Here is a 24834-nt window from a genome sequence, read left to right on the forward strand (position 1 = left end):
CGAAAAGCGTATTTAAAAATTAAAGAAAGGTCCTACTAAACCAACCCCGATCCAAATCGGCTTTACAGGTTTTGTATTGTCTAAGGTATTGTGAAGCTCGTCGTTGGACTTTATCCGACACTTTCAACAACCATTTCTTTTTGTTGTAAGTGCGTCGTGAATAGCCTCCATGCCCTTCATGGTAAGCAAGATAGAGGTGCTTGGCGTTCCACTTAGAAATGCCATTTCTCTTATGACTGGTGTAGTTATACCAACCGATAAAATCGACGGCATCGTCAAAATCATCCCGATCCGCACCGTAGTTTTTGGTCTTACTAATGTAGTGATCCCAGGTTTCATCAAGTGCTTGCGCATAACCATAGGCACTGGAAGGTCGAGGCCCTGGAAAGATCCAAAGAAACGTAGAACGAGGCGGTTTGGCGTCACTGACAAACTTTGATTCTTGATGAATAAAGGCCATGGTCACATGAATCGGCACGCCCCATTTTTTTTGAACATCTGACGCGGCTTCGTACCAATCGTAGTTTTCATCAAACATCGAACAGACATTGTTGATATTTTTGGGCTGAGAAGAGCATCCCATCACCAAAAAAGACAAGCCTAAAACCATCAATAACGCCCGTTGATTCATTTCAACACCCAGCTTCTACTTTTACCATTCCACTCATGATATGCGTGGTTGTTTCTTCACATGATTGCGTCAAGTATTTAACGTCTCCGAATGAAGTTCAAGCCATATCATCTCGAAATCATTCCACCGAAATACCGTGTTGCTGAAGTAAAGCAATAAAGGCTTCTTCGTCCATCACTTCAACACCTAAGTCCTGAGCTTTGGTGAGCTTCGAACCGGCACCTGGACCAGCGACAACACAATGAGTCTTTTTCGAAACACTGCCCGCGACCTTAGCACCAAGGCGTTGAAGTTTCTCTTTACCCTCAGTACGAGACATCCGCTCTAACGTTCCGGTTAACACCCACGTCTGATCGTTCAATGGCAGATCCTCGGCATTCACGACTTCAATGTCATCCCAGCAAAGCCCTTGCTCAATCAAATCTGCAACCACAGCGCGATTGGCTTCATTTTCAAAGAAATGACGAATATGCTCAGCAACAATAGGCCCGATATCGTCTACTTCAGTTAACCGTTCAATAGAGGCATCCATAATAGACTCAAGGTTTCCGAACGCTTTCGCCAAGTTTTGCGCGGTTGCCTCGCCTACTTCACGGATGCCCAGAGAATATAGAAACTTAGGCAACGTTGTTTGTTTACTTTCAGACAGAGAACGTATCAGGTTCTCAGCCGATTTTTCACCCATGCGTTCCAACGCTGCCACATCGTCGACTTGTAAACGGAACAAATCCCCCAACTGAGTGACCATCTCTTTGTCGACGAAGACCTCAATCAGCTTCTCGCCCAAACCATCAATGTCCATCGCTTTTCGGGACGCAAAGTGGATAAAGGCTTGCTTACGCTGAGCCGCACAAATCAAACCACCCGTACAGCGAGCAACGGCTTCCCCCTCAACGCGTTCAATTTCTGAATGACAAACAGGGCAATCATCAGGTAATACAACCTTTTCGGCGCCTTCAGGACGGCGTTCTTCAACAACTTTCACTACTTGTGGAATCACATCTCCGGCACGTCGAACAATAACTGAATCACCAATCATCACCCCCAAACGTTCGACTTCATCCATGTTATGAAGGGTTACGTTTGACACGGTTACACCGCCCACAAAGACAGGTTCTAAACGTCCCACTGGCGTAATGGCGCCAGTACGCCCGACCTGAAACTCTACACCCTGCAATACAGTGATCTTCTCTTGCGCTGGGAACTTATGAGCCACCGCCCAACGAGGTGCTCGTGAGACAAACCCTAAACGCTTCTGAAGATCAAAGCGGTTAACCTTGAATACGATGCCATCGATCTCATACGCTAGATGATCACGCTTCGCCTCAAGCCCTTTGTAATATTCCAAACATGCATCGATCCCCTGAACACATGCCATTTCTTTGTTAGTCAAAAAGCCCCAGGCTTTAAACTGATTCAGAACCGCATAATGACTTTCAGGAAGTGCACCACCTTCAACAATACCTGCGGAGTAACAACAAAACTCCAGTGGTCGCTTCGCCGTGAGTTTAGGGTCGAGCTGTCGCAAGCTACCTGCTGCTGCATTTCGAGGATTCACAAACGCTTTCTCACCAGCTGCCTTGGCGGTTTCATTCAAACGATGAAAGCCTTTCTTTGGCATGTAAACTTCACCGCGCACTTCCAAACGCTTTGGATAGCCATCGCCAGTAAGTTTCAAAGGAATCGACGGAATTGTACGAACATTTAATGTGATGTCTTCGCCCTGAGAACCGTCTCCACGGGTCGCTCCTCTTACCAGCAAACCATCTTCATACAGCAGACTCACTGCAATACCATCCAGCTTAGGTTCACAGGCGAACTCGACGGTGTCCTGTTCGGTAAGCCCTAAAAGCTTCTTAATTCGCTGATCGAACGCTCTAAACTCGGTCTCATCAAACACATTATCCAGAGACAACATCGGCATTTCGTGCGTAACGGTCGTAAAGGCAGCAAGCGGCTTATCACCCACACGCTGAGTTGGAGAATCAGGCGAAATGAATTCAGGATGCTCGGATTCAATGTTCTTGAGTTCCTGGAACAGTTGGTCGTATTCGCTGTCAGGAACACTTGGATCATCCAGTACATAGTATTGGTAGTTGTACTTATGAAGCGTCTCATGGAGCTCTGTTACTCGAGCAGCCACATCATTAGCCTGTGAACTATTAGTATTCGAGTTGCCTTGATCGGATTCACCAAACAAACCGATTTGCTCAGACATATCTATTTACCTTACAACCTACAAATTACTGAAAAGAAAAAGGCTCCGATTGGAGCCTGATAAACAAATTATTGAAATGTCGTGTTAACCTGCGTTCTGCGACAATCTGCGCTTACGCTCATAGTCCAGAATTTCCTGGCGAATATGTTCAGCCGTTTGCGTCGTCATAACACTGTGCTGTTCATCTCGTACTTCACCGTTCATATTCTTGGCAATCACTTTTGCCATTTCATACATGTAGTCAAATGCCTGGATATTATTGGTTGGACCTGGAAGACTCATAAAGAAAGTCACACCCGGTGTCCATTGATCATCCACTTTATCAAGATCAAAACTGCCAGGATTCACAGAGCTGACCATGCTGAATTGAACTTTGCCTTGTCCATTGTCTTCTTGATGACGATGGAAGATATCCATCTTGCCGTGACGTAGACCACAAGCCATCGCAACATCAACCAGTCGACCACAATTGAAGCCCTGTTCTTCGTCCTTCGCCGCAACATGTAACATAAATACGCGATCCGGATCTTCGGTCGGGCCGAGATGATCTTCTGCTAATCGACACTTTTCTAACTGCTGACGTCGAACAGACATGACTGGTTCTTCAGGTGCAGCAGTATAGGATTCAGGAGAGCGCATCAACACATCTTCTGATTGCTCACTGATTTCAGATAGACCGACAGGTTCTGGTTTGTCTTGACTATCTGTGGAGATTTGCTGCTCAGAGTTCAACGTTGGTTGAACTTCGTCAGAATCTGAATCATCAAGCTCGTTGGATGAAAAATCCAAACTGCCCTGCGACGAACGATCTAATGGCTCTTCTGACACAGAGACAGAATCCATTAACACAGGAACCACGGTATCCTGACGATCATGAGAGTCCGATACATCAACGAAGTCTTGATCAAACGTCGGTTCGTTACGCTCTTCGCCGTTACGAATACGAGCTCCGCCATTAGGCAACTCACCATTACAATCATCTGAGTGAGGTATGTTACTGAACTCTGACGTGGTATCTAGCTTATGACGACGCATATGTAGATAACCATGAACAAGGATTGCTGCGACAACAAGCAACCCCACTAAAATCAACCATTCACGTAAACTGATATCCATGAATTCCTTATCCTAAAAAAATATGACGGTCGTACCCATACTGAACAATGACTAATCACCTAATTCAGCGACCGAAAGCAAAATAAAAAGTAACAATGAAGATTAGTATTTTCATACTAGCTGAACGGGGCACATTGTACCCCGTTAAATGCAGTATTTTCTAGGGTCGCAAAGAATAAATCATGCCCCTTTTAAACCTATATTTTAGGCATCAATCATAGCTGCAGCTTCTTCTACATCAACAGACACCAGACGAGAACAGCCTGGCTCTTGCATGGTCACACCTAACAACTGCTCGGCTTTTTCCATCGCAATTTTATTGTGGGTGATATAGATAAACTGAACCTTACTCGACATTTCCTTTACCAAACGCGCATAACGACCAACGTTGGCATCATCCAAAGGCGCATCAACCTCATCCAGCATACAGAAAGGCGCAGGGTTTAATTGGAAAATGGAGAATACCATTGCAATCGCGGTCAGGGCTTTTTCACCACCGGATAATAAGTGAATGGTGCTGTTTTTCTTCCCTGGTGGACGAGCCATAATGGCAACACCTGTCGTTAGCAAATCATCATCCGTAAGTTCCAGATACGCATGACCACCACCGAAAACTTTCGGGAACAACTCACCCATTCCTGCATTGATCTTGTCGAAGGTATCCTTAAAACGGGCCTTGGTTTCACGATCAATCTTACGAATCGCACCTTCCAGAGTTTCTAACGCATCATTCAGATCATCGTTCTGCATGTCCAAATAACGTTTCCGCTCTGATTGCGCTTGATATTCATCGATGGCAGCCAAGTTAATAGCCCCCAAACGTTGAATACGAGCTTGAATCAACCTAAGCTCTTCTTCCCATTCCGCTTCATTAATACCTTCCGGCAGAAGCGTTAATTGCTCGTCAAGATTTACCTTAAGTTCTTCGAGCTGCTCTCTCATACCATTTCGACGAACCTGGAAACCCTGCCATTCCATTCGATGGTTTTCTAACGTTGAGCGGACGCCTTGCGAAGACTGTTCGGCTTCATTTCGCAGTTTTTCAAGATCACGAACTTGGTGATCTAAGGTTTCCATCCTAGTTCTAGCGTCCGCCAGCTCTTCTTCCACGGTAAAACGCTGCTCGACTAACTCTTCGAGCTGAAGACGTAAATCTTCACCCGGATCAGTCGACTCTTCCAGCTCCATAGTCAGCATTTCATTGCGTTCACGAAGGCGATCGATTTGTTGATCCATACGACTGATTGAGGTTTGAACCGACTGGCTCTGAGTTCTCAAAGATTCCACTTTTAAACGGATATCCTGATAGCCCTGGCTAGAGCTCTGAACTCGCGCTCGAACGCTTTCTAACTGAACTCGTGTTTCTTCGTTCTCTTTTTCCAGTCGTTCACGAACTACGATATTACTCTCAGCTTGCTCTAACGCTTCCTGCCAACGAATGCGTGAATCTTCAAGATTTTCCCGGTCCAATTCAATCTGTTCGTTGATCTCTTGGATTTCAGAATCTATACGCTCTTTCCGAACCAAAATTTGTTCAACACGAACGCGCTTGGTATTTAAATCTGACTGAAGCTCGCTCAGCTGACGCTCCAAACGCATCAACTCTTTCTGAGAAAAGTCTTTATTCTGCTCTTTCGATTTAAGTGCGAGTCTGGAGCTTTCGAGATCAATTTCGGTATCTTCAACGGAAATATCCAGTTCATCGATACGCTCTTCAAGCACTTCCAATTCTTTTTGCCGACCAATGACACCGCTTTGATCTGCGTCGGCTTTCGCAACTCGCAACCAGTTCGGCCCAAGCCAGATGCCATCACGTGTAATTAAGGAATAACCTGCAGGAATTTTTGGTTGAATGTGAAGACCTTGAACCAGATCTTCCACCAGATAAATATGATCCAACACACCTGTTAGATCGATACCTTGAGTTGCAGACACCACCGATTTGATTGGTGTTAATTTAGCTATGTCTTCTGGAATAGAAGCATTGTTGGCTTGATTGGCCTGAGCCTGTGTAAAGACCGCCAACGCCCCCTGCTCGACAGCTTCACCCAAGAAAGAGGCTAATTGCTGCTCTACCGTTTGAGTGCCTGTCGGCACCGCTTGCAGGAAATCCCCCAATACTGTTTCGACGGCTTTATCCCAACCGTCTGAAACCGTCATACACTGAGCCAAACGAGGCTTATCAAACAACCCATGATTCTTCAACCAGCGCTCAATAACCTCATTACCGTCACCTAACGCAGACTGCTGCAAGGCTTCTAATGAAGCAAAACGGCCTTTGGCACTTTGCAGCTCAGCTTGTTGCTGCGCAACCCGACGACGAAGACCCTCAATACGCTCTTGCTCTGCGGCAATGGCTTCAGAAGAAGAGTAAATGGATTGTTGATGCTGTTCGATTCGATCTTCTTGTATCAGAACATCGTCTTTAAGCGATTCAATTTCAGCTTCTACGCTGCCAATCACTAGCTCTTCTTGCTCTTCCGTTAACCGGCGTTGCTTCTTAATCTGACGATCGATATTGTCTTCAAGCTGACGAATTTTAGACTGCTCGACTTCCGCCTCTTTCTCTGGCTGAGAGGCTTCTGCTAAATATTGATTCCACTTTTCCTGCCAGTTATGACGCGCTTCTTCCGCTTCTTCAAGCAATAACTGAGACTCTTCTCGCTCCTGGGTGAGCATTTCTAATTCAGGCTCCAACTCATCCAGTTCGTCCTGGATCATGGCACGCTGTTCTTTCTCTTGCTCCAACTCTCGAAGGGCTTCTGCCAACTGAAGTTTTACTTCATCGAGATCACGCCTCAATTTCTGTGAACGTTCTTGCTGGTGCTCGATGGACTGTTCAGTACGAGCAATTTGAGAACCCAACTGATAAAAATGACCTTGCACTTCGTTGAACTTATCAGAAGCTTCTGTATGCGCTAAGCGCTTCTCTTCAATGTCTGTATCGAAAGAGCGTTGACCAGCCAAAGCCGCTTCAAACTTAATTTCCAAATCTCGAATCAACTGCTCTTTTTCACGCACTTGTTGATCCAGTACTTGCCAACGAAGCGTCAGTAATTCGGTTTTGGTTTTACGCTCTTGAGCTTTGAAACCTTTGTACTTTTCCGCAGATTCCGCTTGCTTTTTCAGATGCTCAAGCTGGCGCTCCAATTCCTCTCGTAAATCCGTCAAACGCTCAAGGTTTTCATGCGTTCGACGCATACGGTTTTCTGTTTCACGACGACGGTCTTTGTACTTGGAAATACCCGCCGCTTCTTCGATGAAAGAACGTAGTTCTTCTGGTTTTGCTTCAATGAAACGCGAAATCATGCCCTGTTCAACAATGGCATAACTTCTTGGACCAAGACCTGTTCCCATGAACAAGTCGGTAATATCACGACGACGACACTTAGTACCGTTAAGAAAATATTGAGATTGACCGTCGCGAGTTACACGACGCTTTACAGAGATTTCAGAGTAACGACCATACTCGCCAATTAAGGTGCCATCAGAATTATCAAAAACCAATTCGACAAAGGCCTGATTGACCGGCTTACGGGTATTCGAACCGTTAAAAATAACGTCGGTCATCGAATCACCACGAAGGTTCTTCGCAGACGACTCCCCCATCACCCATTTCACAGCATCAATGGTATTGGACTTACCACAGCCATTCGGCCCGACAATGCCACACATATTGCTCGGAAAAGGAATGGTTGTCGCATCCACAAAGGATTTAAACCCTGCCAATTTGATGCACTTGAGTCTCATGACATTATTTCTCTGCGTCGTTCTCTAAATTTGGTGGGATAAACTACTAACCGTTCTATGAATTATTTTCGGCTGCATTAGAGTCCAGCGTGCTAAGAACTTCGTGCATTTGTTGTAAAACATATGCCTTGACCAGCTCACCGGCTCTGTCTTCTTCACGCTTGATGACGGCATCCATCAAAGAAGCAAAAAAGACAATATTATCTTGTAAATCCCCTGACTGACTCTGTAACGCCATGTAGTAAGTGCGTTGAATCATCGGTTTAAAGTTGATGAGCGTTTCAGATAAGAAGGGATTACCGACAATGGAGAACGCCTGCTCCATAATTTCAAAGCCTAAATCGAACACGCGCTCAAGCCGATCGCCTCGATCTTTTGCCGTTCGCATTGACTCAAACTTCTTAATTAAGGAATCCAAATCATCACCAGACCACTTAACGGTGACTTCCCGAGCTAGCAATTCCAAAAGCTGGCTGTACACCTGATATAAACCTTTGACATGCGACGAGGTCACTTCTGTTACAACAGCGCCACGTCTCGGCAAAATGTCAACAAGATGACGTCGTTCAAGAATTAACAAGGCTTCACGTACCGAGCCACGGCTCACTTCAAGTTCACCGGCAATTCGAAGTTCCTGAATCCGTTCTTTGGCTGTAATTTCACCACGAATAATTTTGTCGGCAAGATGTGTAGCAATTTGCTCAGAAAGACTTTCTACAGGTTTAAATGGCATTTTTTAGGTTGGCTTCCCTGTTATGGACGGCAATTTCGTAATTGCGTCAAACATCCGAATTAAAGCCGTAATCTTATACCAACACGGTAGCAAAAAGAACTCTTCAGAAAGAGGAAGGAACAATACTAGAAGAGGAATTGAGGCTACCAAGCACCGATCTAGAATCGACTACTTGGTAGCCTCGAAGTGCTATTTTTTAAGCTCTAGAACAACAACCTCAGGAACCGCCGTCAAATCAATCGGTTTACTCATGACCTGAAGATCACCTTCTGAAGGCATTGCCGAACCAGAAACAGAAATTCTAGCTACTACCTGAACGGTTTCTGCGTCAGAAAGTTTGGCCATCCCCCCCATAGACGTTGAATCATCCAGCTGCAGTGACACTGGCAAGGCATCCAAATTCAGACTCTGAATAGACAAAGGCATTTTCGGGCCAGTTGCATGGCGAGCATAAACGAACACCCGTGTAGCCGGATCAAATGCGTCACGAACCTCATCAGACACACCGACTGCTACCTTAATGACTACCGGCTCTGAATCCGAAGCAGTTAACGACGCAGCTGGCGCTTCGCCATTCTGCTCCGCCAATTTAGCACGTGCGGTTTTAATACCCTGACGTAGAGATTCAGCATTTGGCCCTTCTTCAATCAAAGCTAAGATTTTCTGCCACTGTTGAATCGCAAGCTCATACTTTCCTTGTTCAAACGCAAAAATACCTGATACACCTAAAGCCGTAGGTTCTTGTGGATCAAGTTCCAAAGAGCGAGCAATCAAAGCTTCAGCTTTTTCAGGAATAAAGGAAGGATCACTGAAATAAATAGCCTGTGCCAACTGAGCTGAAATCATCGCTTCACCTTCAGCGCCTTCTGCAAGCTCTAACGCTGTTGTAAGCGGCTTAACTGCATCAGCTGAACGGCCAAGCGTTAAATAGGTTCTGGCTAATAACAACTGACCTTCCAAGTTATTGGGGTTGGACTCCAACTGTTTTTCCATCCGGGCCAGCAATTCTTGCTCGGACAAGCCTTTCACTTTTTCCAGGCTTTCCGCCATTTCCAACTCTTCAGTTGCACCTAATTTGTAATAGATGGCAACAGACGAAACCACAGAAATCAGACCCGCAACCAATAGCACTACCATTGATGACTTAGATGACACCTTGGAAGAGGAAGAATCCAAGCCGTCCATATCCAAGATATATCTATCTTCTAGCTCACGCTTTTGTGCATCAAAATCTTGTTGATCGATAATATTTTCAGAAAGATCCTGCTCCAATTGAGCAAGATGCTCATTGAAGACTCTAGTATTCAGTTCAGATAATTCCAAATGATCATCAGACTTTCTGGAAAAGTGCACAGGAAGGATAAAGAACAACAGCATTAAGGCCGTCATTAACGCAATCGATACCCAAAGTAATGCCATTTATTCTTTCTCCGAATTATCTTTCAATAGCTTTTTCAAGCGTTCTTGACGCTCTTGCTCAGAGCTAAAACCTTCATCTTTGGAAGCTGCTTTTCGTCGATTGTTAATCAGTACAAAAATAACAATTAACGCTCCAAACCCTAATAGGATAAAAGGCCCGTACCAAAGCACATAAGTTTCTTTCTTTACTTCAGGACGATAAAGAACAAAATCGCCATATCGAGCCACCAGATGATTCTTAATTTCTTCATCTGACTTACCCTGATCAATTAGTTCACGAACCTTATTTCTAAGATCAATCGCAATCTGGGCGTTAGAATCCGCCAAATTCTGGTTTTGACATTTAGGGCATCTAAGCTCGTCAATAAGCTCCTGATAACGAGCCTTTTCGGCTTCCGTATCAAACTCAAGAATTTCAATCACAGCGGATGCCTGAAATGCAGAAACCAGACAGACAAACGTCAAAGCCAATCGAGCAAAAGGCTGGGTTAACAGATCTCTCACAATGGATGCCTTACTCATTGTGCCACCCACTTACGATATTCCGGCTCAATCTTTTCCTTCCACACACGGTCATTGACATCTCCCACGTGCTTCAAGCGAACGATCCCTTGCTTATCTAACAGGTAGGTTTCTGGCGCACCATAAACACCAAGATCCAAGCCCAACATGCCGTCTTCATCTTTAATGTTAAAGACGTAAGGATTCCCCAATTGCTCTAACCAATCGACTGCTTTATCGGTTTCATCTTTGTAGTTCACACCAAAGATCTTGACACCTTCAGCCGCCAGTTTATTCAAGTAAGCATGCTCTTGTTTACAGGTCGGACACCAAGTTGCCCAGACGTTTACCAGAGCGACGTCACCCACCAGATCTTGTTCAGTAACAGCTGTACCGTCGATTTTCTCAGCCGTAAACGCGGGAAAGGCTTTCCCAATCAACGCTGAAGGCAGTTCTTTCGGGTCTAAACTGAGACCTCTGAACAAAAAGAAACCTAAGCCAATAAACAAAAGAAAAGGTACAAATAAGGCTACACGCTTCATTATTTAATTATCCATTACCAGTCGAAATTTGAGTTACGCCGCTTGCTTCTTTAAACGATAACGCTTGTCCATCACGGCTAATAAACCGCCGATAGACATCAGAATGGCGCCTAGCCAAATCCAGCGAATAAACGGCTTCACATGCACTCGAACCGCCCAAGCTTGACCACCATCCAGAGGCTCACCTAGGGAGATATACAAGTCTCGACTTAACGCCGGATCAATACCTGCTTCAGTCATTACCTGACGACTCACATTATAGCGACGTTTTTCAGGGTAAATAGAAGTCACTTGTTCGCCGTCTTTAAAGACGTTGAACTCACCTATATCAGCCACGTAGTTAGGCCCTCGGTGACCTGTTGTACCAGTAAATTCAAAGCGGTAGTCTTCAACTTCGACGCTGTCTCCTGCAGCCATACGCACATCTTCTTGATGATCGTAAACAGCCACCATGCAAATACCTACCAAAGTTACTACGACACCCAAGTGCGCGAAGTGCATCCCATAGTAACTGCGTGGTAATTTCTTAAGACGCTGAATAAATGAACTGCCATTGCCTGCACGAGCTTTCAAATCCACCAAGATAGAACCGAAAACCCAAAGCGCCAATGTCATGGAGAACCATACTGCACCATCAAAGTCACCATGATAAATGAACGGCACGGCCAAGCCGGCAAGGATGGACAAAATCAAAATAGCGGTCAGTTTACCCACCAAATACTTCGCCTTAGTCGCTTTCCATCGGCTGATTGGCCCTACCCCGAGGAACACAACCAACAGGCACATCATAGGCACAAAGACCGCGTTAAAATACGGTGGCCCTACTGAAATCTTACCTAAATTCATAGCATCCAGAATCAACGGATACAAAGTCCCCAGAAGAATCACAGCAGCAACAATAATCAAAATAATGTTATTAATCAGTAAGAAAGCTTCACGGGATAGCCATGAATACTTGATACTCGAATGAACCGTCGGCGCTTTAATCGCATACAGCAATAATGAACCACCAAAGGTTATCGCTAATAAGCCCAGAATGAAGTAACCACGGCTTGGATCTGTCGCAAAGGCATGTACCGAAGTTAATACTCCCGAACGCACTAAGAAGGTTCCTAATAAGCTCAACGAGAAAGCAATAATCGCTAGCAGCACCGTCCAACTTTTGAAAGCACCGCGCTTCTCTGTCACCGCTAGGGTATGAATCAATGCTGTACCGACCAACCAAGGCATGAAAGAAGCATTTTCAACCGGATCCCAGAACCACCAGCCGCCCCAGCCCAGTTCGTAATACGCCCACCAACTGCCTAGAGCAATACCGAGTGTTAGAAATACCCAGGCAACTACTGTCCAAGGACGTGACCATTTAGCCCAAGCTGCATCCAGCTTTCCGGTCATTAATGCAGAAACTGCGAAAGCAAACGCTACAGAAAAGCCCACGTACCCCATATACAACATAGGAGGATGAACAATCAAACCGAAGTCTTGAAGTAACGGGTTCAAATCCGCACCATCTGTTGGCGTGTCCATCAATAGGCGTTCGAATGGGTTTGAGGTCAACAAAGTAAACAACGCAAAGCCTGTCAACACCATCCCCAGTACCGCCAAAACTCTGGCCAATACTGCGTCCGGTAAGCCTTTGCTTAGGATAGACACTGCAAACGTCCAGCCGCCAAGAATCAACACCCAAAGCAACATTGAACCTTCGTGAGCACTCCATACCGCAGAAAACTTGTAGCCAAACGGAAGCATGGTATTGGAATGGCTCGCAACATACTTAACCGTAAAATCGTCTTGTAAGAACGAAATGGTCAAGCAGATAAAACTGATCATCAGGAAGGTGAATACCCCCCAGGACAAGGGTTTTGCAGAATATTGAAAGACTTGATTATTAGTCGCCGTTCCATACAAAGGAAGAATGGATAAGGCTACAGACATTACCAACGCAAGAATTAAAGCATAGTGCCCTAGTTCAGGAATCATAAGGCACCTCTTAATATTGTTCTGATTTTACGGAATCGCTTTTGACCTTATGGCCCGATTTTTCAAGCGCTTCAGCAACTTCAGGTGGCATGTAGTTTTCATCGTGTTTTGCTAATACTTCGCTGGCGATGAAGATGTTATCACTGTTCAACTTACCAGTAGCGACAATCCCCTGCCCTTCTCGGAACAAGTCGGGAAGAATACCATCATAATTCACCGTTACATTGTGCGCGTAATCGGTTAATACGAACTCAACCTGAAGGGTTTCGGAGTCGCGTTTTACACTGTTTTCAAGAACCATCCCACCCGCACGTATACGCTGTTCAACAGGCGCTTTACCTTCAGCAATATCGGTTGGAGAAAAGAATAAATTAATGTTCGACGACAGAGCATAAAGCACCAAGCCAATAGCCGTGCCAGCTGCTAATACAATCAAACACACCGCAATCAATCGTTTCTTACGTTTCGGATGCATCGCCATAGTATTAACCCTCCAACTCTTGTCGACGGATATACTTTCTGGCTCGCATCTCTGCATTTTTCTTAGCCATACTTGCACTGATCACATTATATGCAATCACTGCGACACCGATGCCATAGGACAACCAGACATATAACCCATGCCCACCCATTTCAATTAATGCTTGTAAGGACTCAAACTGACCCACTATTTAATCTCCACCGAAACAAAGTCACATTCATGCGGTTTGTTCGTTTCTATTCATCAATTCTATTCAGATACCACTCAGGCATTCTTAAATGCCCATCTAAATCGCGTATAGCGTTATAGTTATTTTTTCTGGATTAACTTTTGTTGTAGCCACTTAGCCTTGAACTCACGCTCAACCACTTCGGCTCGCATACGCTTAAATAACATCCAACCAAAAAACAGATAAAAGCCCAAAACCACTAGCAACGCCGGAAACCACATTTCAAATGGCATCGCAGGTTTTTCAGTAAGTGTGAAAGTGGCAGGCTGATGCAGAGTGTTCCACCACTCTACTGAATACTTAATGATAGGGATATTAACCAACCCTACGAGAGACAACACAGCAGTGGATCGCCCAGCAGTTTCACGATTATCAATCGCCGAATACAGAGCAATTACACCTAAATACAAGAACAACAGAATTAACATAGCTGTTAAACGAGCATCCCAAACCCACCAAGCACCCCAGGTTGGTTTACCCCAGATAGCCCCAGTTGCCAACGCTAACACAGCAAAAGACGCTCCGATTGGCGCACAATGCTTAGCCGCCATGTCAGCAAGCTTAATACGCCATACCAGATTAATACCACCAGCAGTTGCCATCATCATAAAAATTGATTGAGACAAGAAAGCAGCAGGTACATGAAGATAGAAGATTCGGAAACTGTTACCTTGTTGGTAGTCTTCTGGAGCAAAAATTAATCCCCACCCTAAACCAACAAGCATCAAGAGAACGGCCGGAATTGAAAGCCATGGCAACCAGCGTTCACTTTTCTCATAAAACCACTTCGGAGAGGCCCAGCTATGGAACCAGCGCTTAAATCTCGCCTTCCAACCCGGTGATGTTGCTTCTGATAAACTCATCCGTTCCCCATACTAATCTTCAAAGACGCCGCACATGCAAAAGGTGCACTCGCTAAACTGAACAATAACAAAGCCGCTAAAATGCTTAATTGACCTGAAACAGGTTGATCCATTATTACACCTTGTACAGCACCTGTTCCAAAGATCAGAACCGGAATAAACAAGGGTATGACCAACAAAGGCAATAAAAGTGCCCCACGTTTCAAACCAACCGTTAATGCCGAACCAATAGCACCAACCAGACTCAATGTTGGGAGCCCTAACAGCAGAGTGATCATCATCACCCAATACGCTTCCGAAGGCATGTTCAACATATATGCCAAAATTGGCGACACTATAACTAATGGCAGCCCAGTTACAAGGAAATGATTGATGACTTTCGCAAGCGCAATGAGAAAACCGGGCAATGGCGAGACTAACATCCGCTCTAATGAGCCGTCGTCGAAGTCTGAACGAAACATATTTTCCATCGACAACATAGATGCTAACAGGGCAGCAACCCAGACCACTCCTGGCGCGATCACAGCCAGCTCATTCGGGTCCGGTGAAATACCCAAAGGAAATAAGGTAATCACCATCACAAAAAACATCAAAGGATTGATCACATCACTTTTCTGACGAAATGCTAATTTTAAATCACGCTTTAGCAGAGCACTGAACCCAAGATCAGCTGCCATGTGAGCCTCCTGCGTTTGAAGCACTCGAGCTTGGAGCAAAGTCATCCAGATTCACGCGCTTAACGGAGTCAATTTCTAACACATGGTGCGTAGTCAAAATCACTGCACCATCTTGGGCTGCATGCTCAGCGATACGAGCTTCCAACTGAGCAACCCCAGCAAGATCAATGGCGGTGAAGGGTTCATCTAAAATCCAGACAGGTAAATCTAACAAATAGAGCTGGGCCAAAGCCACACGACGATTTTGACCCGCTGACATTGAATGGCATTCAACGTCTTCATAACCGCGCAAACCAACCTCGCTGAGCGCTTGCTCAATTTTTTCGTCAGTCACTTTATAATATGGCGCCACTAGCCACTCTAGATTTTCTTTCGCCGTGAGCGCAGATTTAATGGAAGCTTTATGCCCGAGATAAAGAAGATTATTAAAAAAGTCATCTTTTTCCTGAAAAAGAGGTTTGCCTTTCCAACAGAGCTCTCCATCAAAATCAGGCATCAAACCAAGCAGGGTTCGAATCAGGGAGGTTTTACCCGACCCATTACGCCCTACCAGCTGAATTACATCGCCGGCAGTCAGGGTAAAATCTAAATTCTTGAAGAGAAGGCGATCGTCTCGCTCTATAAGTAAATTCTTTACTGACAGATATTCTGTCATGCTGACCCCGCCCATATCGTTTGATAAGCACCTATCGTCTAAGGAGTCAGGAATATACTACAAATTCAATGTATTATTAAATGATGTAACTCAGTAGATCAGGCGTTTCGAATGCAAAGTGTTTTTCAACCCGGACAATTTAGACTGGCCGCTATTCAACCCTCACAGCAAAACAGCAACGCCCAAGAATTGCTCAGCTCTGTGTCGCCCAATCAAACACTCAAAGCGGACGTTCTCTCTGCAACGCTGCAACAAATAAGTCAGCAAGTAAATCAACAGCAACAAACGATAGCTCAATACAAAGCCCAAATTATCATTCAAGGGAAAGTACTCGACATTCTGACACAGTTTCCCTTAGATCAAGGGGATCAGCTGGAATTAAAAGTAACCCAAGACAAGCAACTCACGATCGACAAGGTAACACCACAAAGCCAAAGAACAGATTCTGCAGTATCCCCCATAGATCCGAAGAGTTTACTAAATACAGGAAAGGTGCTGACGTCTGCCGCAGAACAAGCTTCGTTGATTAACAACAAGGCATCATCAACATCAAATACCGCAACACCCTCGCCGATTACCGCAGAACAAATCAACAAAGTAATTCAAATGTGGCTGAGTCAATCTCGGCCATCTTCAGGGGTATTACTCGACCTTAGCATTACCATGGAAGCGGTTGCAGAGATCATTAAACAACTGCCGAATGCACCTCAACTAAATCCACTCCAGATCAATCCAACTTCAGGCAGTGAGCAAGTTAAAGCTTCCCCATTAAGTAATCTTTTGCTGGTGATAGCACAAAGCATTCAAAAAGATATTTTTAGTCGACTGCCCCATGCAGGACAAAACGACTTCAAAAGCAACGTCCAACAGCTCATAAAAGAGCTGATTACCTGGCAACCTCAGGATAGCAACGCCAAAACCGTCACGACAAACCAGCCGAGTCATCCAGCCCACACTCAAGTACACGCGGTCGCTCAAGGCCAGACGACACAACAAACGCTGATCAATAGCCTGATAACATTACAAAGCATGATTGATCAGGCATTGAATCGAAGCACATTGACCACTCAACCCTCAGCGGTATCCAATGCGGTTCATAGCGGTATTCAAGCCTTGTCCAACACAACAGAGACCGGCGCATTTAATACACCACCGTCAACGACTCAGCCAGCCCCTCAGCTATCAATACTCAGAGACTGGACTCAGGTTTTGGCGCTAATGGCCCCAACCACTCAATCACAACCTGATCTTTTGGATTGGATGTTGGAATCCATCCGCCGATTGGCAGGCACACAAGCGCCTTCAGATATTTCTACAGCAACCAACAAGCCTACACAGGAAGCGCTCACACAAGCCAAGGCCGCCACGCAGAACCCATCAAACGCACAAGCTACCAATCCGCAATTGCTGAATACAGAGACACATCGAGCCATAGATAGCAGTCAATGGTTAAGGCTAGCCGAATTCAGAAAGCATCAATTGTTTACTGGCAACGTCAAGCAATCGTTATTGCAAGGCACGACCGACTTACAAATTAATAACGTACTACGACAAATGCTGGTCAATGTGGAAGAATTAACTGGACGCATGTCTGCAATGAGATTGGCTTCCGGGGGCAGCCAAGTAGAAACCAATACTCCAAACCATATTCACTTGGATCTGCCGATCATAACCAACACAGGCCCAACCAATGTCAGCATAGACATCACTGATGAGCACTCCAATACCTCAGAATCTGGCGATAACACTAAGAAAGAGAAAAACCAATGGTTGGTACACTTGAAGTTTGAACTACCGCCACTAGCCCCTTTTATTGGTCAAATTATCTACGACACTGACAAAAATCATCTGACTGCCAATTTCTACAGCGATCACCAAGAAACTCTGTCACTATTAAATGAACATTTAATCGATCTTGAAACTCAGTGCCAAAGTTTTCTAGCTTCTGAATTGAGCCTCAATACGCGATTTGGCATGATCAACATGCCCAGAGAAAGTATCGTCAAAACCACCAATCATTCAGTCAGCGTAAAGGTTTAATCCATGAGCCACAGTAAACCAATCGATACCGCCGTTGCGCTGAACTACGATGGAAAAAATGCACCTAAAGTCTCGGCAAAGGGCGAAGATGAACTGGCCAGAAAAATTATTGAAGTTGCAGAAGAACATGGTATTCCCCTTTATCACGATGAAAAGTTAGCTCGCACGCTGAGTCGTCTGGAGCTCGGCACAGAGATTCCAGAACACTTATACTTGACCATTGCCGAAATCATTGCGTTTGCCTACCAACTCAGAAACAAAGTCCCTGAAGGCTTTACGCCGCCATCACAAGACGATCCATCGTAACCAAACAAACGAAAGCCCATGTGAGTTCAAGGCAGAAAGGGTTAAGTAAGACATATAGACACACTTAAACTAAGTGCGCCTATAAGATTGAAATTCACGAGATAAAAAACATTATGCGGGGTTGGAGTTAATTCCTAATGCGCAGCCCCCATTGGCTGACGATTCACTAACATCAGTAATTCGGCTTCAGCATTGGAAAGACCACAACTGTTCACCAAGTCTTCGGCATCTGCACCCATTTGAATCAAACGAGAGGCTTGGGTGTACGGCAGTGAATTTGGATCCTGGAATTCAAAATCCTGTTGCTTCTCTACGGTTTCAGCCAGTTCTTTTTCAATACCCATCACCTTTTTGCCAATGCCAATGCTACTGCTCTTAAACGCAGAGAATTCAGCCAAGACTTTTGCCAACTCATCAGATACCTGCTGACGAGCCTGCTCGCTTTTTTTATAACAGTGATATGAAACCAACACAGCCATTAAGCAAGCAAACGTAACGAGACCAAAACTAATAAACCAGGTGAATTCCATAACCCCTCCAACTAAACATAGTCATCAATGTGAGGATACTGATCATCCTGAGAATCATCTGATGACGTTGGTTGGTCTGTTTCCCAATCCTCAGCCTCATCCGTTTCTTTCTCGGGGTTTTCAGCGTCTTCTTTGTCGTCTTCTCGGTACTTTCGAATCTTTTTGACCCGAGTGATCGGGTTGAGACTGTCCACTTTACCGATATTTGGAGGCAACATGAGATCCACCTAACTGTTTCATTTCATGACCATTACAACATGGCCATTTCCGCCCACTCTTCTTCACTCATTAGTTTTTCAAGATCAACAAGAATTAATAATTCACCATTCTTGTTACAAACACCTTGAATGAATTTAGCACTCTCTTCAGTACCAACATTCGGGGCTGTCTCTATTTCAGATTGACGTAAGTAAACTACTTCCGCTACAGCATCCACAAGGATACCTACAACCTGATTCTCAACTTCAATAATCACAATACGGGTATTATCCGTTGTGTCTGCTGAAGCTAAACCAAAGCGTGTTCGAGTATCGATTACCGTCACTACGCTGCCACGTAGATTGATAATCCCTAAAACATAAGGTGGAGCTCCTGGAACCGGGGCGATCTCTGTATAACGCAAGACCTCACGAACTTGCATTACATTTATACCGTAGGTTTCATCGTCTAAACGAAAAGTGACCCACTGTAAAATAGGATCATCACCAGCCTGAGATGAATGCGTTGCCATCTTCTACCTCATAACACCAAAATTAAAACCAGCAAGAATAGAAACTTCTCACCCACTTACCATTCATTTTAGAGCAGTTTACTAAATTCTTTGTCGGCTATTAGAGAAATTTCCTTAGAAATTTCCACTTAATAAGGACAGAAATCCGTAACCTGCGCCAAAATCGTCAAAATTTTGGTGCTATTAAGTTAATTGCAGCTAATGTGCCAAAAATAAAAGAGGACAAAGGGCTGTTCTGAACAAATACCTAAGAAAGGCGATTTGAATTCTGACTTAACAGATCCACCAGACGATCTACATCCAGAATTGCGCACATGTGATCAATGACAGTTCCCGCCAACCAAGGGCGTTTCCCTGCGGATGTTCGCCATTTAACCTGATCGGCCGTCAAGCGAATGGAATCGGACAACTGATGACTCAAAAGCCCCCACTCACTGTCACCCAGAGAAATGACGTAATGATTCAGAGGATCGACGTCTGGCCCCTGCTTTTCAGGCATAACCCATTTACTAGTATGAACCACTCGGATGTTTTGCTGGCCATCCATCGTAGTGCGAGTATATAACCCAAGGAACCAATCTGGTTGACCAAATAACGGCGTCAGCTCTTTTTCTATTCGGTGAATTCCACCCAATAAAATCAGAGGAACCGCCAACTTGATACCACCCACATAAAAGAGCAAACACTCAAAACCAGAAGCAGCCCACAGAGGATACGGTAACTCCTCGCCCTCTTCAGATACGGCTCGTTCAGTTTGCGCAATGGTTTGCTCAACAGGCGGGGCTTGAACGTCGACCACCGTTTCTTTGAGAGCTTGGGGCTCAAGTACTTCCGTCTCGGTAAGATCAACGTCTGTATCCACAGACGGGGTTTCGATAACGGCTTCAAAAGAAGGGGTCAGCGTTTCAACAACAGGCTTGGGTTCTTCCAAAGCAGTTGTTTCCCGCGCTTGAGTCGCAGGTTCAAATACCTGAGCATTAATCTGGGGCTCAACCTGAGTAACGACTTCAGGAACAACTTCTGTGGTCACTTCAACCTGTGTAGCAGTTGCTTCTTGGACAGCGGCTGTCGTGGTTGCAACTGTCAACATATCATCAAGATACCCCTGCAAGGCTGTCATAGGTTTGACAGGCTTCGACGTTACCTTAGTTTTAGATGATTTCTGACTGTTACTCATAACACACTACAACCTGAACAGTATTGATTGAATATAAATGCTTAACATCCAGAGACGCTTCTGTGCTCTGCTGATCGCCTTACCAATTCAACCTTGTCATATTGCTCTCGCAATAAGTTTTTAAGCTTTGATTCTGGAAGCTGTTTCAATAGCGCTAATAAATCAAATAGCGCAAGCGACTGCTCACCCAGAGTCAATGAGTTTAATGGCTGATGAACCAAATCCATCAAGCATGTGAGCTGTTTATCTCGATCAATTTGATAACTGATCTTATCCAGCTCTGAAGACCACTCAGGTGTCCATTCAATTTCAATATCTTCTTCCAGTACAGCAACCGCAGAAGATAATGCCTTTCTTTTAACGGCGGTTTCTAATGCATCCTGAACATCAGAACGTTCCGAATCTACAACCGGCTCATGATCAGAAGAAAACGAAGTCGCTTTGACTTCCACCGCCGTTTCAGAATGGGCTTCAGAAGTTTGTTGCTCCGCTTTTGCTCTATACTCAGTTGAATCCTCCATTGTGGATTCATCCAAAGACTTGCTAGATGTCTCTTTTGGAGAAACACCCAACATGTCGCATAAATAATCGGCCAGTACGTCCTTCTGATTTGGCACCATGGTGTCGCCCTAACTTGATTCTTCTTCAAGTAATGTTTTAAGCAGCTTGGAATAACTCCTCACTCCTCGTCCCTGCGAATCATAAGCATTGGGAATAACACCGGCTTTTGAGGCATCCCTGAACTGCGTATCCACAGGAATCATATGATTCCACACAGTCTCAGGATAGGTATGCCTCATTTCTTTGACACTATGAAGTGAAGCATTAGTTCTTCGATCAAACATGGTTGGCACAATATGATACGGAAGCGGCGTTGGTCTCGACTTAGTCACCATATTCAACGTATGAACCATGCGTTCCAACCCTTTCAGAGCCAAAAACTCACACTGAACAGGAATAATTAAACGCGAACATGCCGCCAACGCATTAATCATCAATACCCCTAAAATAGGCGGACTGTCGATCAATGCATAATCAAAATCATCCCACAGAGAAGCCAACGAACGAGAAACTACCAATCCCATACCTTCCTTTCCGACCATGCTACGTTCTAACGTTGCCAGAGCGGTAGAAGAAGGTAATAGATTAATATTCGCATGACTGGTATCTAATAAAAGCTGACTCGGTAACTCTGTTGGAATGGCATCAGAAGCCTGAAAAAGATCAAAACACGAATGCTCAAGCTCATCAGGATCGTATCCAAAATAACTGGTCATAGAACCATGCGGATCAAGATCTACTAACAGAACGCGCTTTCCCTGCTCCGCCAATAGCCCTGCAAGACTAACTGCCGTTGTGGTTTTACCAACACCACCTTTTTGATTTGCAACCGCCCAAACGCGCATGACTGACTCCAATAAAAAATGCCACTATTACAAGGATAGCAAGCTATGTGCCAGTTGCAGAAGAAAGATCAAGGCTGAATTGATCTGGTCTCTTTAAGTGCGTCCCGTGTTACTGCAGACCTTGAAATCAGTAGCACTACGCGACGATTTTTACGACGATTCAATGGTGTCGTATTAGCAACCATAGGTTGAAATTGACCATAACCAACAGCAGCCAAACGGGTTGGATCGAGCCCCTCATCCTGTAATTGCCGGACAACCGTTGCCGCCCTCGCCGCAGACAGTTCCCAATTACTACGAAACTCTTTGTTAAAAATCGGGACATTATCGGTATGCCCTTCTACCTGTATCGGGTTGGAATAACCACCAAGAATCATCGCTATATCAGCAATCACATCCACCGATTTACGCGTTGGTTCTGCGCCCCCCGTGGTAAAAAGCACTTCAGTACCTAACGAAATCTCCAGCCAATCTTCACTCCCTTCCAGGGACATAATCCCTTCTTTCAACAACCCTTCAAACCCCTGCTCAAAGGCTTCTTGTAATTCAGGCATATCAGCTTCTTGTGGCACACTTGCAGATGTTTCCTGAACGGCAGTAGTACTTGGTTGAATAATAATTCTGTTTTCCGTTACCGGAATTTGGCGAGCAACATCGCCCACCTGAATAGGATCACTAGAGGTAGGTGGCGCATTAAACACACCTATTAGATTAGAAGCTAGAATTTTATATTTACCTTCATTCACGGAAGATATTCCGTAGAGGACCACGAAAAAGGCAAACATAAGAGTGATAAAGTCAGCGTACGAAATCAGCCAGCGCTCATGACTAGGCCCATGTAAGTTTACTCGTCTGCGAGCCATTCCATCTTACCTTAGAGGTTGGGATTAACGCTTATCGTTCAATGAAACTTTGAAGCCTTGAACCAATGGCTTTAGGATTTTCCCCTTCGGAAATAGCCACTAAGCCCTCAACGATCATCTGCTTATACTCGGCTTGAGTAATCACTAAGCTTTTGAGTTTCCCCCCTATAGGCAAAAACAAAAGGTTAGCAGAGCCCACACCATAAATAGTTGCAACGAATGCAGTGGCAATACCTTTACCCAGCAACTCAGGTTCACCAAGGTTCGTCATAACATGAATCAAGCCCAGTACTGCACCAATGATACCTATGGTTGGTGCATAGCCGCCCATGCCTTCCCAAAATAAACCTGCGCCCAGATCACGATGTTCTTCCAGTTCAATCACCATTTCCATGGTATGTCGAATGGTTTCCGGTTCAGCACCGTCCACTAATAACTGAAGGCCTTTACGGGCAAAAGGGTCGACCTCGGTATCCGCCATACCTTCCAAACCAAGCAACCCTTCTTTTCGAGCGGTGGTACTCCAAAACATAATTTGTTCGATGCCACGCTCAAAATCGACAATTGGCGGAAGAAAAATCCACTTGGTTAACTTCAAGGCGTGATTAAACGCTCTTGGCGTTGTTTGGAGCAACATAGCACCGATAGTACCCAAGACAACAATCACGAAAGCAGCCAAATTACCAAGCATGGTAATATGGCCGCCATCCAAGAAGTTACCGAAAAGAACTGCGCCTACACCGAGTATTAACCCGAATAGACTTAACACATCCATTGTTAAGAGACCTCATTCACCAGCTTTTGTGCAATCTGATCAAGACTCAGCACATCATCTGCAAAGCCCCCATTAATGACCGCCATCGGCATCCCGAAGATGACGCAACTGTCTTGATCTTGCGCCCATACGGAACTACCGTTTTTTTTCAATAACGCAGAACCATCTTTTCCATCTGCGCCCATGCCGGTTAGTACGATCCCTAAAACGCCACCATGATAAACATTGGCAGCCGAGCCAAAAGTCACATCAACGCATGGCTTATAATTCAAGCGCTTGTCACTTTCGATGATACGAACAGTCCCGCCATTTCGTTTGTCGATCATCATTTGCTTGCCACCAGGAGCTAACAGTGCGACGCCAGGCTGCAATTGGTCACCGTCTTCTGCTTGTTTCACCTTAATTTTGCAAATCTGATTCAGACGATCTGCAAACGCTGCCGTAAAATTGGCTGGCATATGCTGAACTAACACAATGGGTTTAGAAAAGTTCGCAGGTAGAGTCGTGAGTATTCGTTGCAGAGCGACAGGGCCACCGGTCGATGTCCCAATGGCTACCAATTTAACATCCGACGAACGAATGCTTGACCCCGAACGCCTTGGTACAGGAGTCGGTGCTGTTCGAGTCTCTGTCGGTTTCGTTTCTCTGGTGACTTGAGGTGCCGGAGTTTTTGGTGATGCAGTGGGAGCCGTCGATGTATGAGAAGACTTCAGGGCTTCTCGAATCGCTTCCCGCTTCGCCTTCATATCAGCTTTTTTGTCGCCAGTTGATTTAAACTGAAGCGTATTAGACGTCTTCGAACCAGCGACTTCACGAATCTTTTCAGCAAGAATTTTCTGAACCTTGCCAGGATCTTTTGAAATATCTTCAAAGTTCTTTGGCAAGAAATCGACCGCACCCGCTTCCAAAGCATCCAACGTCACTCTGGCGCCGTCAAACGTCAGTGAAGAACACATAATGACAGGTGTTGGCCGAACCTTCATGATTTCGCGGACAGCAGTAATACCATCCATCACAGGCATTTCGAAGTCCATTGTTACAATATCCGGTTGTAACTTTTGAACCAGATCAACCGCCTCGGCCCCGTTTGAGGCAGTACCAACAACTTCAATGTTTCTGGCTGCGTTTAAGATGTCACTGATACGACGTCTGAAAAAACCTGAATCATCAACTACCAGAACTTTTACTGCCATTGGTACTCCGGGATATTAA

General features: G+C 45.0%; 25 protein-coding genes. 2 read left to right on the plus strand and 23 right to left on the minus strand.

Annotation, left to right across the window (positions count from 1 at the left end; translation table 11 throughout):
* Positions 1 to 19: 19 nt before the first annotated feature.
* From ACFOEK_RS02235 to ccmA, 14 genes are all read right to left on the minus strand, one after another.
* Complete coding sequence (locus ACFOEK_RS02235) at positions 20 to 631, minus strand: transglycosylase SLT domain-containing protein (protein WP_386715542.1); 612 nt, start codon at positions 629 to 631, stop codon at positions 20 to 22.
* Positions 632 to 749: 118 nt separating this feature from the next.
* Entirely contained in the window at positions 750 to 2849 is a 2100-nt protein-coding gene (gene ligA / locus ACFOEK_RS02240; RefSeq protein WP_386715544.1) for an NAD-dependent DNA ligase LigA, read from the minus strand.
* Positions 2850 to 2933: 84 nt separating this feature from the next.
* On the minus strand, positions 2934 to 3965 hold the full coding sequence (gene zipA, locus ACFOEK_RS02245) for a cell division protein ZipA (RefSeq protein WP_386715547.1): 1032 nt from the start codon (positions 3963 to 3965) through the stop codon (positions 2934 to 2936).
* A gap of 204 nt (positions 3966 to 4169) precedes the next feature.
* Positions 4170 to 7715 (minus strand): chromosome segregation protein SMC, encoded by a 3546-nt coding sequence (gene smc / locus ACFOEK_RS02250; RefSeq protein ID WP_386715550.1) that lies wholly within the window; start codon positions 7713 to 7715, stop codon positions 4170 to 4172.
* Between the two features lie 55 nt (positions 7716 to 7770).
* Positions 7771 to 8448: a GntR family transcriptional regulator gene (locus ACFOEK_RS02255; protein WP_386715553.1), complete on the minus strand. Its 678-nt coding sequence runs from the start codon at positions 8446 to 8448 to the stop codon at positions 7771 to 7773.
* A gap of 189 nt (positions 8449 to 8637) precedes the next feature.
* On the minus strand, positions 8638 to 9867 hold the full coding sequence (ccmI, locus tag ACFOEK_RS02260; protein ID WP_386715556.1) for a c-type cytochrome biogenesis protein CcmI: 1230 nt from the start codon (positions 9865 to 9867) through the stop codon (positions 8638 to 8640).
* Positions 9868 to 10389 (minus strand): cytochrome c-type biogenesis protein, encoded by a 522-nt coding sequence (locus ACFOEK_RS02265; protein WP_386715559.1) that lies wholly within the window; start codon positions 10387 to 10389, stop codon positions 9868 to 9870.
* Complete coding sequence (locus ACFOEK_RS02270) at positions 10386 to 10910, minus strand: DsbE family thiol:disulfide interchange protein (RefSeq protein ID WP_386715562.1); 525 nt, start codon at positions 10908 to 10910, stop codon at positions 10386 to 10388. Before ACFOEK_RS02270 ends, ACFOEK_RS02265 begins: the two co-directional genes overlap by 4 nt.
* Before the next feature lie 33 nt (positions 10911 to 10943).
* The gene (locus ACFOEK_RS02275; RefSeq protein ID WP_386715565.1) at positions 10944 to 12890 is read right to left on the minus strand and encodes a heme lyase CcmF/NrfE family subunit; all 1947 of its coding nucleotides are present in this window, start codon (positions 12888 to 12890) and stop codon (positions 10944 to 10946) included.
* Between the two features lie 10 nt (positions 12891 to 12900).
* Positions 12901 to 13365 carry a cytochrome c maturation protein CcmE gene (gene ccmE / locus ACFOEK_RS02280; protein WP_386718509.1) on the minus strand — a complete coding sequence of 155 codons (465 nt, stop codon included), beginning with the start codon at positions 13363 to 13365 and terminating at the stop codon, positions 12901 to 12903.
* Between the two features lie 10 nt (positions 13366 to 13375).
* Positions 13376 to 13558, minus strand: coding sequence for a heme exporter protein CcmD (gene ccmD, locus ACFOEK_RS02285; protein ID WP_386715568.1), 183 nt, complete (start codon positions 13556 to 13558; stop codon positions 13376 to 13378).
* Positions 13559 to 13680: 122 nt separating this feature from the next.
* Positions 13681 to 14463: a heme ABC transporter permease gene (locus tag ACFOEK_RS02290; protein WP_386715571.1), complete on the minus strand. Its 783-nt coding sequence runs from the start codon at positions 14461 to 14463 to the stop codon at positions 13681 to 13683.
* Positions 14460 to 15140: a heme exporter protein CcmB gene (gene ccmB / locus ACFOEK_RS02295; protein WP_386715574.1), complete on the minus strand. Its 681-nt coding sequence runs from the start codon at positions 15138 to 15140 to the stop codon at positions 14460 to 14462. Before ccmB ends, ACFOEK_RS02290 begins: the two co-directional genes overlap by 4 nt.
* Complete coding sequence (ccmA, locus tag ACFOEK_RS02300; RefSeq protein ID WP_386715577.1) at positions 15130 to 15795, minus strand: cytochrome c biogenesis heme-transporting ATPase CcmA; 666 nt, start codon at positions 15793 to 15795, stop codon at positions 15130 to 15132. The genes ccmB and ccmA overlap by 11 nt, the downstream gene beginning before the upstream one ends.
* Before the next feature lie 111 nt (positions 15796 to 15906).
* Here ccmA and ACFOEK_RS02305 point away from each other — a divergent pair, with 111 nt between their 5' ends.
* Both ACFOEK_RS02305 and ACFOEK_RS02310 read left to right on the plus strand, forming a co-directional pair.
* Positions 15907 to 17835 carry a hypothetical protein gene (locus ACFOEK_RS02305; RefSeq protein ID WP_386715580.1) on the plus strand — a complete coding sequence of 643 codons (1929 nt, stop codon included), beginning with the start codon at positions 15907 to 15909 and terminating at the stop codon, positions 17833 to 17835.
* 3 nt (positions 17836 to 17838) lie between these two features.
* A complete protein-coding gene (locus ACFOEK_RS02310) occupies positions 17839 to 18141 on the plus strand; it encodes an EscU/YscU/HrcU family type III secretion system export apparatus switch protein (protein WP_386715583.1) in 303 nt (100 codons plus the stop codon).
* Between the two features lie 134 nt (positions 18142 to 18275).
* Here ACFOEK_RS02310 and ACFOEK_RS02315 read toward each other — a convergent pair whose 3' ends face one another.
* The 9 genes from ACFOEK_RS02315 to ACFOEK_RS02355 form a co-directional block, all read right to left on the minus strand.
* Positions 18276 to 18671: a DUF2802 domain-containing protein gene (locus ACFOEK_RS02315; RefSeq protein ID WP_386715586.1), complete on the minus strand. Its 396-nt coding sequence runs from the start codon at positions 18669 to 18671 to the stop codon at positions 18276 to 18278.
* Positions 18672 to 18682: 11 nt separating this feature from the next.
* Positions 18683 to 18889 (minus strand): hypothetical protein, encoded by a 207-nt coding sequence (locus ACFOEK_RS02320; protein ID WP_386715588.1) that lies wholly within the window; start codon positions 18887 to 18889, stop codon positions 18683 to 18685.
* A 32-nt stretch (positions 18890 to 18921) separates the two neighbouring features.
* Positions 18922 to 19401, minus strand: coding sequence for a chemotaxis protein CheW (locus ACFOEK_RS02325; protein WP_386715591.1), 480 nt, complete (start codon positions 19399 to 19401; stop codon positions 18922 to 18924).
* Between the two features lie 247 nt (positions 19402 to 19648).
* A complete protein-coding gene (locus tag ACFOEK_RS02330) occupies positions 19649 to 20578 on the minus strand; it encodes a chemotaxis protein CheW (RefSeq protein ID WP_386715594.1) in 930 nt (309 codons plus the stop codon).
* 41 nt (positions 20579 to 20619) lie between these two features.
* On the minus strand, positions 20620 to 21198 hold the full coding sequence (locus tag ACFOEK_RS02335; RefSeq protein ID WP_386715597.1) for a hypothetical protein: 579 nt from the start codon (positions 21196 to 21198) through the stop codon (positions 20620 to 20622).
* A 9-nt stretch (positions 21199 to 21207) separates the two neighbouring features.
* On the minus strand, positions 21208 to 21984 hold the full coding sequence (locus ACFOEK_RS02340) for a ParA family protein (RefSeq protein WP_386715600.1): 777 nt from the start codon (positions 21982 to 21984) through the stop codon (positions 21208 to 21210).
* Positions 21985 to 22052: 68 nt separating this feature from the next.
* Positions 22053 to 22847: a flagellar motor protein MotB gene (locus tag ACFOEK_RS02345; RefSeq protein WP_386715603.1), complete on the minus strand. Its 795-nt coding sequence runs from the start codon at positions 22845 to 22847 to the stop codon at positions 22053 to 22055.
* 31 nt (positions 22848 to 22878) lie between these two features.
* A complete protein-coding gene (locus tag ACFOEK_RS02350; RefSeq protein WP_386715606.1) occupies positions 22879 to 23622 on the minus strand; it encodes a flagellar motor protein in 744 nt (247 codons plus the stop codon).
* Between the two features lie 2 nt (positions 23623 to 23624).
* On the minus strand, positions 23625 to 24815 hold the full coding sequence (locus tag ACFOEK_RS02355) for a protein-glutamate methylesterase/protein-glutamine glutaminase (protein WP_386715609.1): 1191 nt from the start codon (positions 24813 to 24815) through the stop codon (positions 23625 to 23627).
* Positions 24816 to 24834 lie beyond the last annotated feature (19 nt).

Origin of the sequence: Litoribrevibacter euphylliae, from assembly GCF_042646085.1 — a bacterium.
Lineage (GTDB): Bacteria > Pseudomonadota > Gammaproteobacteria > Pseudomonadales > Litoribrevibacteraceae > Litoribrevibacter > Litoribrevibacter euphylliae.

Excerpts from the sequence above, each read along its gene's own strand:
- ACFOEK_RS02235 (WP_386715542.1), bottom strand. The coding sequence starts at position 631 with ATGAATCAACGGGCGTTATTGATGGTTTTAGGCTTGTCTTTTTTGGTG.
- ligA (WP_386715544.1), bottom strand. The coding sequence starts at position 2,849 with ATGTCTGAGCAAATCGGTTTGTTTGGTGAATCCGATCAAGGCAACTCG.
- zipA (WP_386715547.1), bottom strand. The coding sequence starts at position 3,965 with ATGGATATCAGTTTACGTGAATGGTTGATTTTAGTGGGGTTGCTTGTT.
- smc (WP_386715550.1), bottom strand. The coding sequence starts at position 7,715 with ATGAGACTCAAGTGCATCAAATTGGCAGGGTTTAAATCCTTTGTGGAT.
- ACFOEK_RS02255 (WP_386715553.1), bottom strand. The coding sequence starts at position 8,448 with ATGCCATTTAAACCTGTAGAAAGTCTTTCTGAGCAAATTGCTACACAT.
- ccmI (WP_386715556.1), bottom strand. The coding sequence starts at position 9,867 with ATGGCATTACTTTGGGTATCGATTGCGTTAATGACGGCCTTAATGCTG.
- ACFOEK_RS02265 (WP_386715559.1), bottom strand. The coding sequence starts at position 10,389 with ATGAGTAAGGCATCCATTGTGAGAGATCTGTTAACCCAGCCTTTTGCT.
- ACFOEK_RS02270 (WP_386715562.1), bottom strand. The coding sequence starts at position 10,910 with ATGAAGCGTGTAGCCTTATTTGTACCTTTTCTTTTGTTTATTGGCTTA.
- ACFOEK_RS02275 (WP_386715565.1), bottom strand. The coding sequence starts at position 12,890 with ATGATTCCTGAACTAGGGCACTATGCTTTAATTCTTGCGTTGGTAATG.
- ccmE (WP_386718509.1), bottom strand. The coding sequence starts at position 13,365 with ATGCATCCGAAACGTAAGAAACGATTGATTGCGGTGTGTTTGATTGTA.
- ACFOEK_RS02290 (WP_386715571.1), bottom strand. The coding sequence starts at position 14,463 with ATGAGTTTATCAGAAGCAACATCACCGGGTTGGAAGGCGAGATTTAAG.
- ccmB (WP_386715574.1), bottom strand. The coding sequence starts at position 15,140 with ATGGCAGCTGATCTTGGGTTCAGTGCTCTGCTAAAGCGTGATTTAAAA.
- ccmA (WP_386715577.1), bottom strand. The coding sequence starts at position 15,795 with ATGACAGAATATCTGTCAGTAAAGAATTTACTTATAGAGCGAGACGAT.
- ACFOEK_RS02305 (WP_386715580.1), top strand. The coding sequence starts at position 15,907 with ATGCAAAGTGTTTTTCAACCCGGACAATTTAGACTGGCCGCTATTCAA.
- ACFOEK_RS02310 (WP_386715583.1), top strand. The coding sequence starts at position 17,839 with ATGAGCCACAGTAAACCAATCGATACCGCCGTTGCGCTGAACTACGAT.
- ACFOEK_RS02315 (WP_386715586.1), bottom strand. The coding sequence starts at position 18,671 with ATGGAATTCACCTGGTTTATTAGTTTTGGTCTCGTTACGTTTGCTTGC.
- ACFOEK_RS02320 (WP_386715588.1), bottom strand. The coding sequence starts at position 18,889 with ATGTTGCCTCCAAATATCGGTAAAGTGGACAGTCTCAACCCGATCACT.
- ACFOEK_RS02325 (WP_386715591.1), bottom strand. The coding sequence starts at position 19,401 with ATGGCAACGCATTCATCTCAGGCTGGTGATGATCCTATTTTACAGTGG.
- ACFOEK_RS02330 (WP_386715594.1), bottom strand. The coding sequence starts at position 20,578 with ATGAGTAACAGTCAGAAATCATCTAAAACTAAGGTAACGTCGAAGCCT.
- ACFOEK_RS02335 (WP_386715597.1), bottom strand. The coding sequence starts at position 21,198 with ATGGTGCCAAATCAGAAGGACGTACTGGCCGATTATTTATGCGACATG.
- ACFOEK_RS02340 (WP_386715600.1), bottom strand. The coding sequence starts at position 21,984 with ATGCGCGTTTGGGCGGTTGCAAATCAAAAAGGTGGTGTTGGTAAAACC.
- ACFOEK_RS02345 (WP_386715603.1), bottom strand. The coding sequence starts at position 22,847 with ATGGCTCGCAGACGAGTAAACTTACATGGGCCTAGTCATGAGCGCTGG.
- ACFOEK_RS02350 (WP_386715606.1), bottom strand. The coding sequence starts at position 23,622 with ATGGATGTGTTAAGTCTATTCGGGTTAATACTCGGTGTAGGCGCAGTT.
- ACFOEK_RS02355 (WP_386715609.1), bottom strand. The coding sequence starts at position 24,815 with ATGGCAGTAAAAGTTCTGGTAGTTGATGATTCAGGTTTTTTCAGACGT.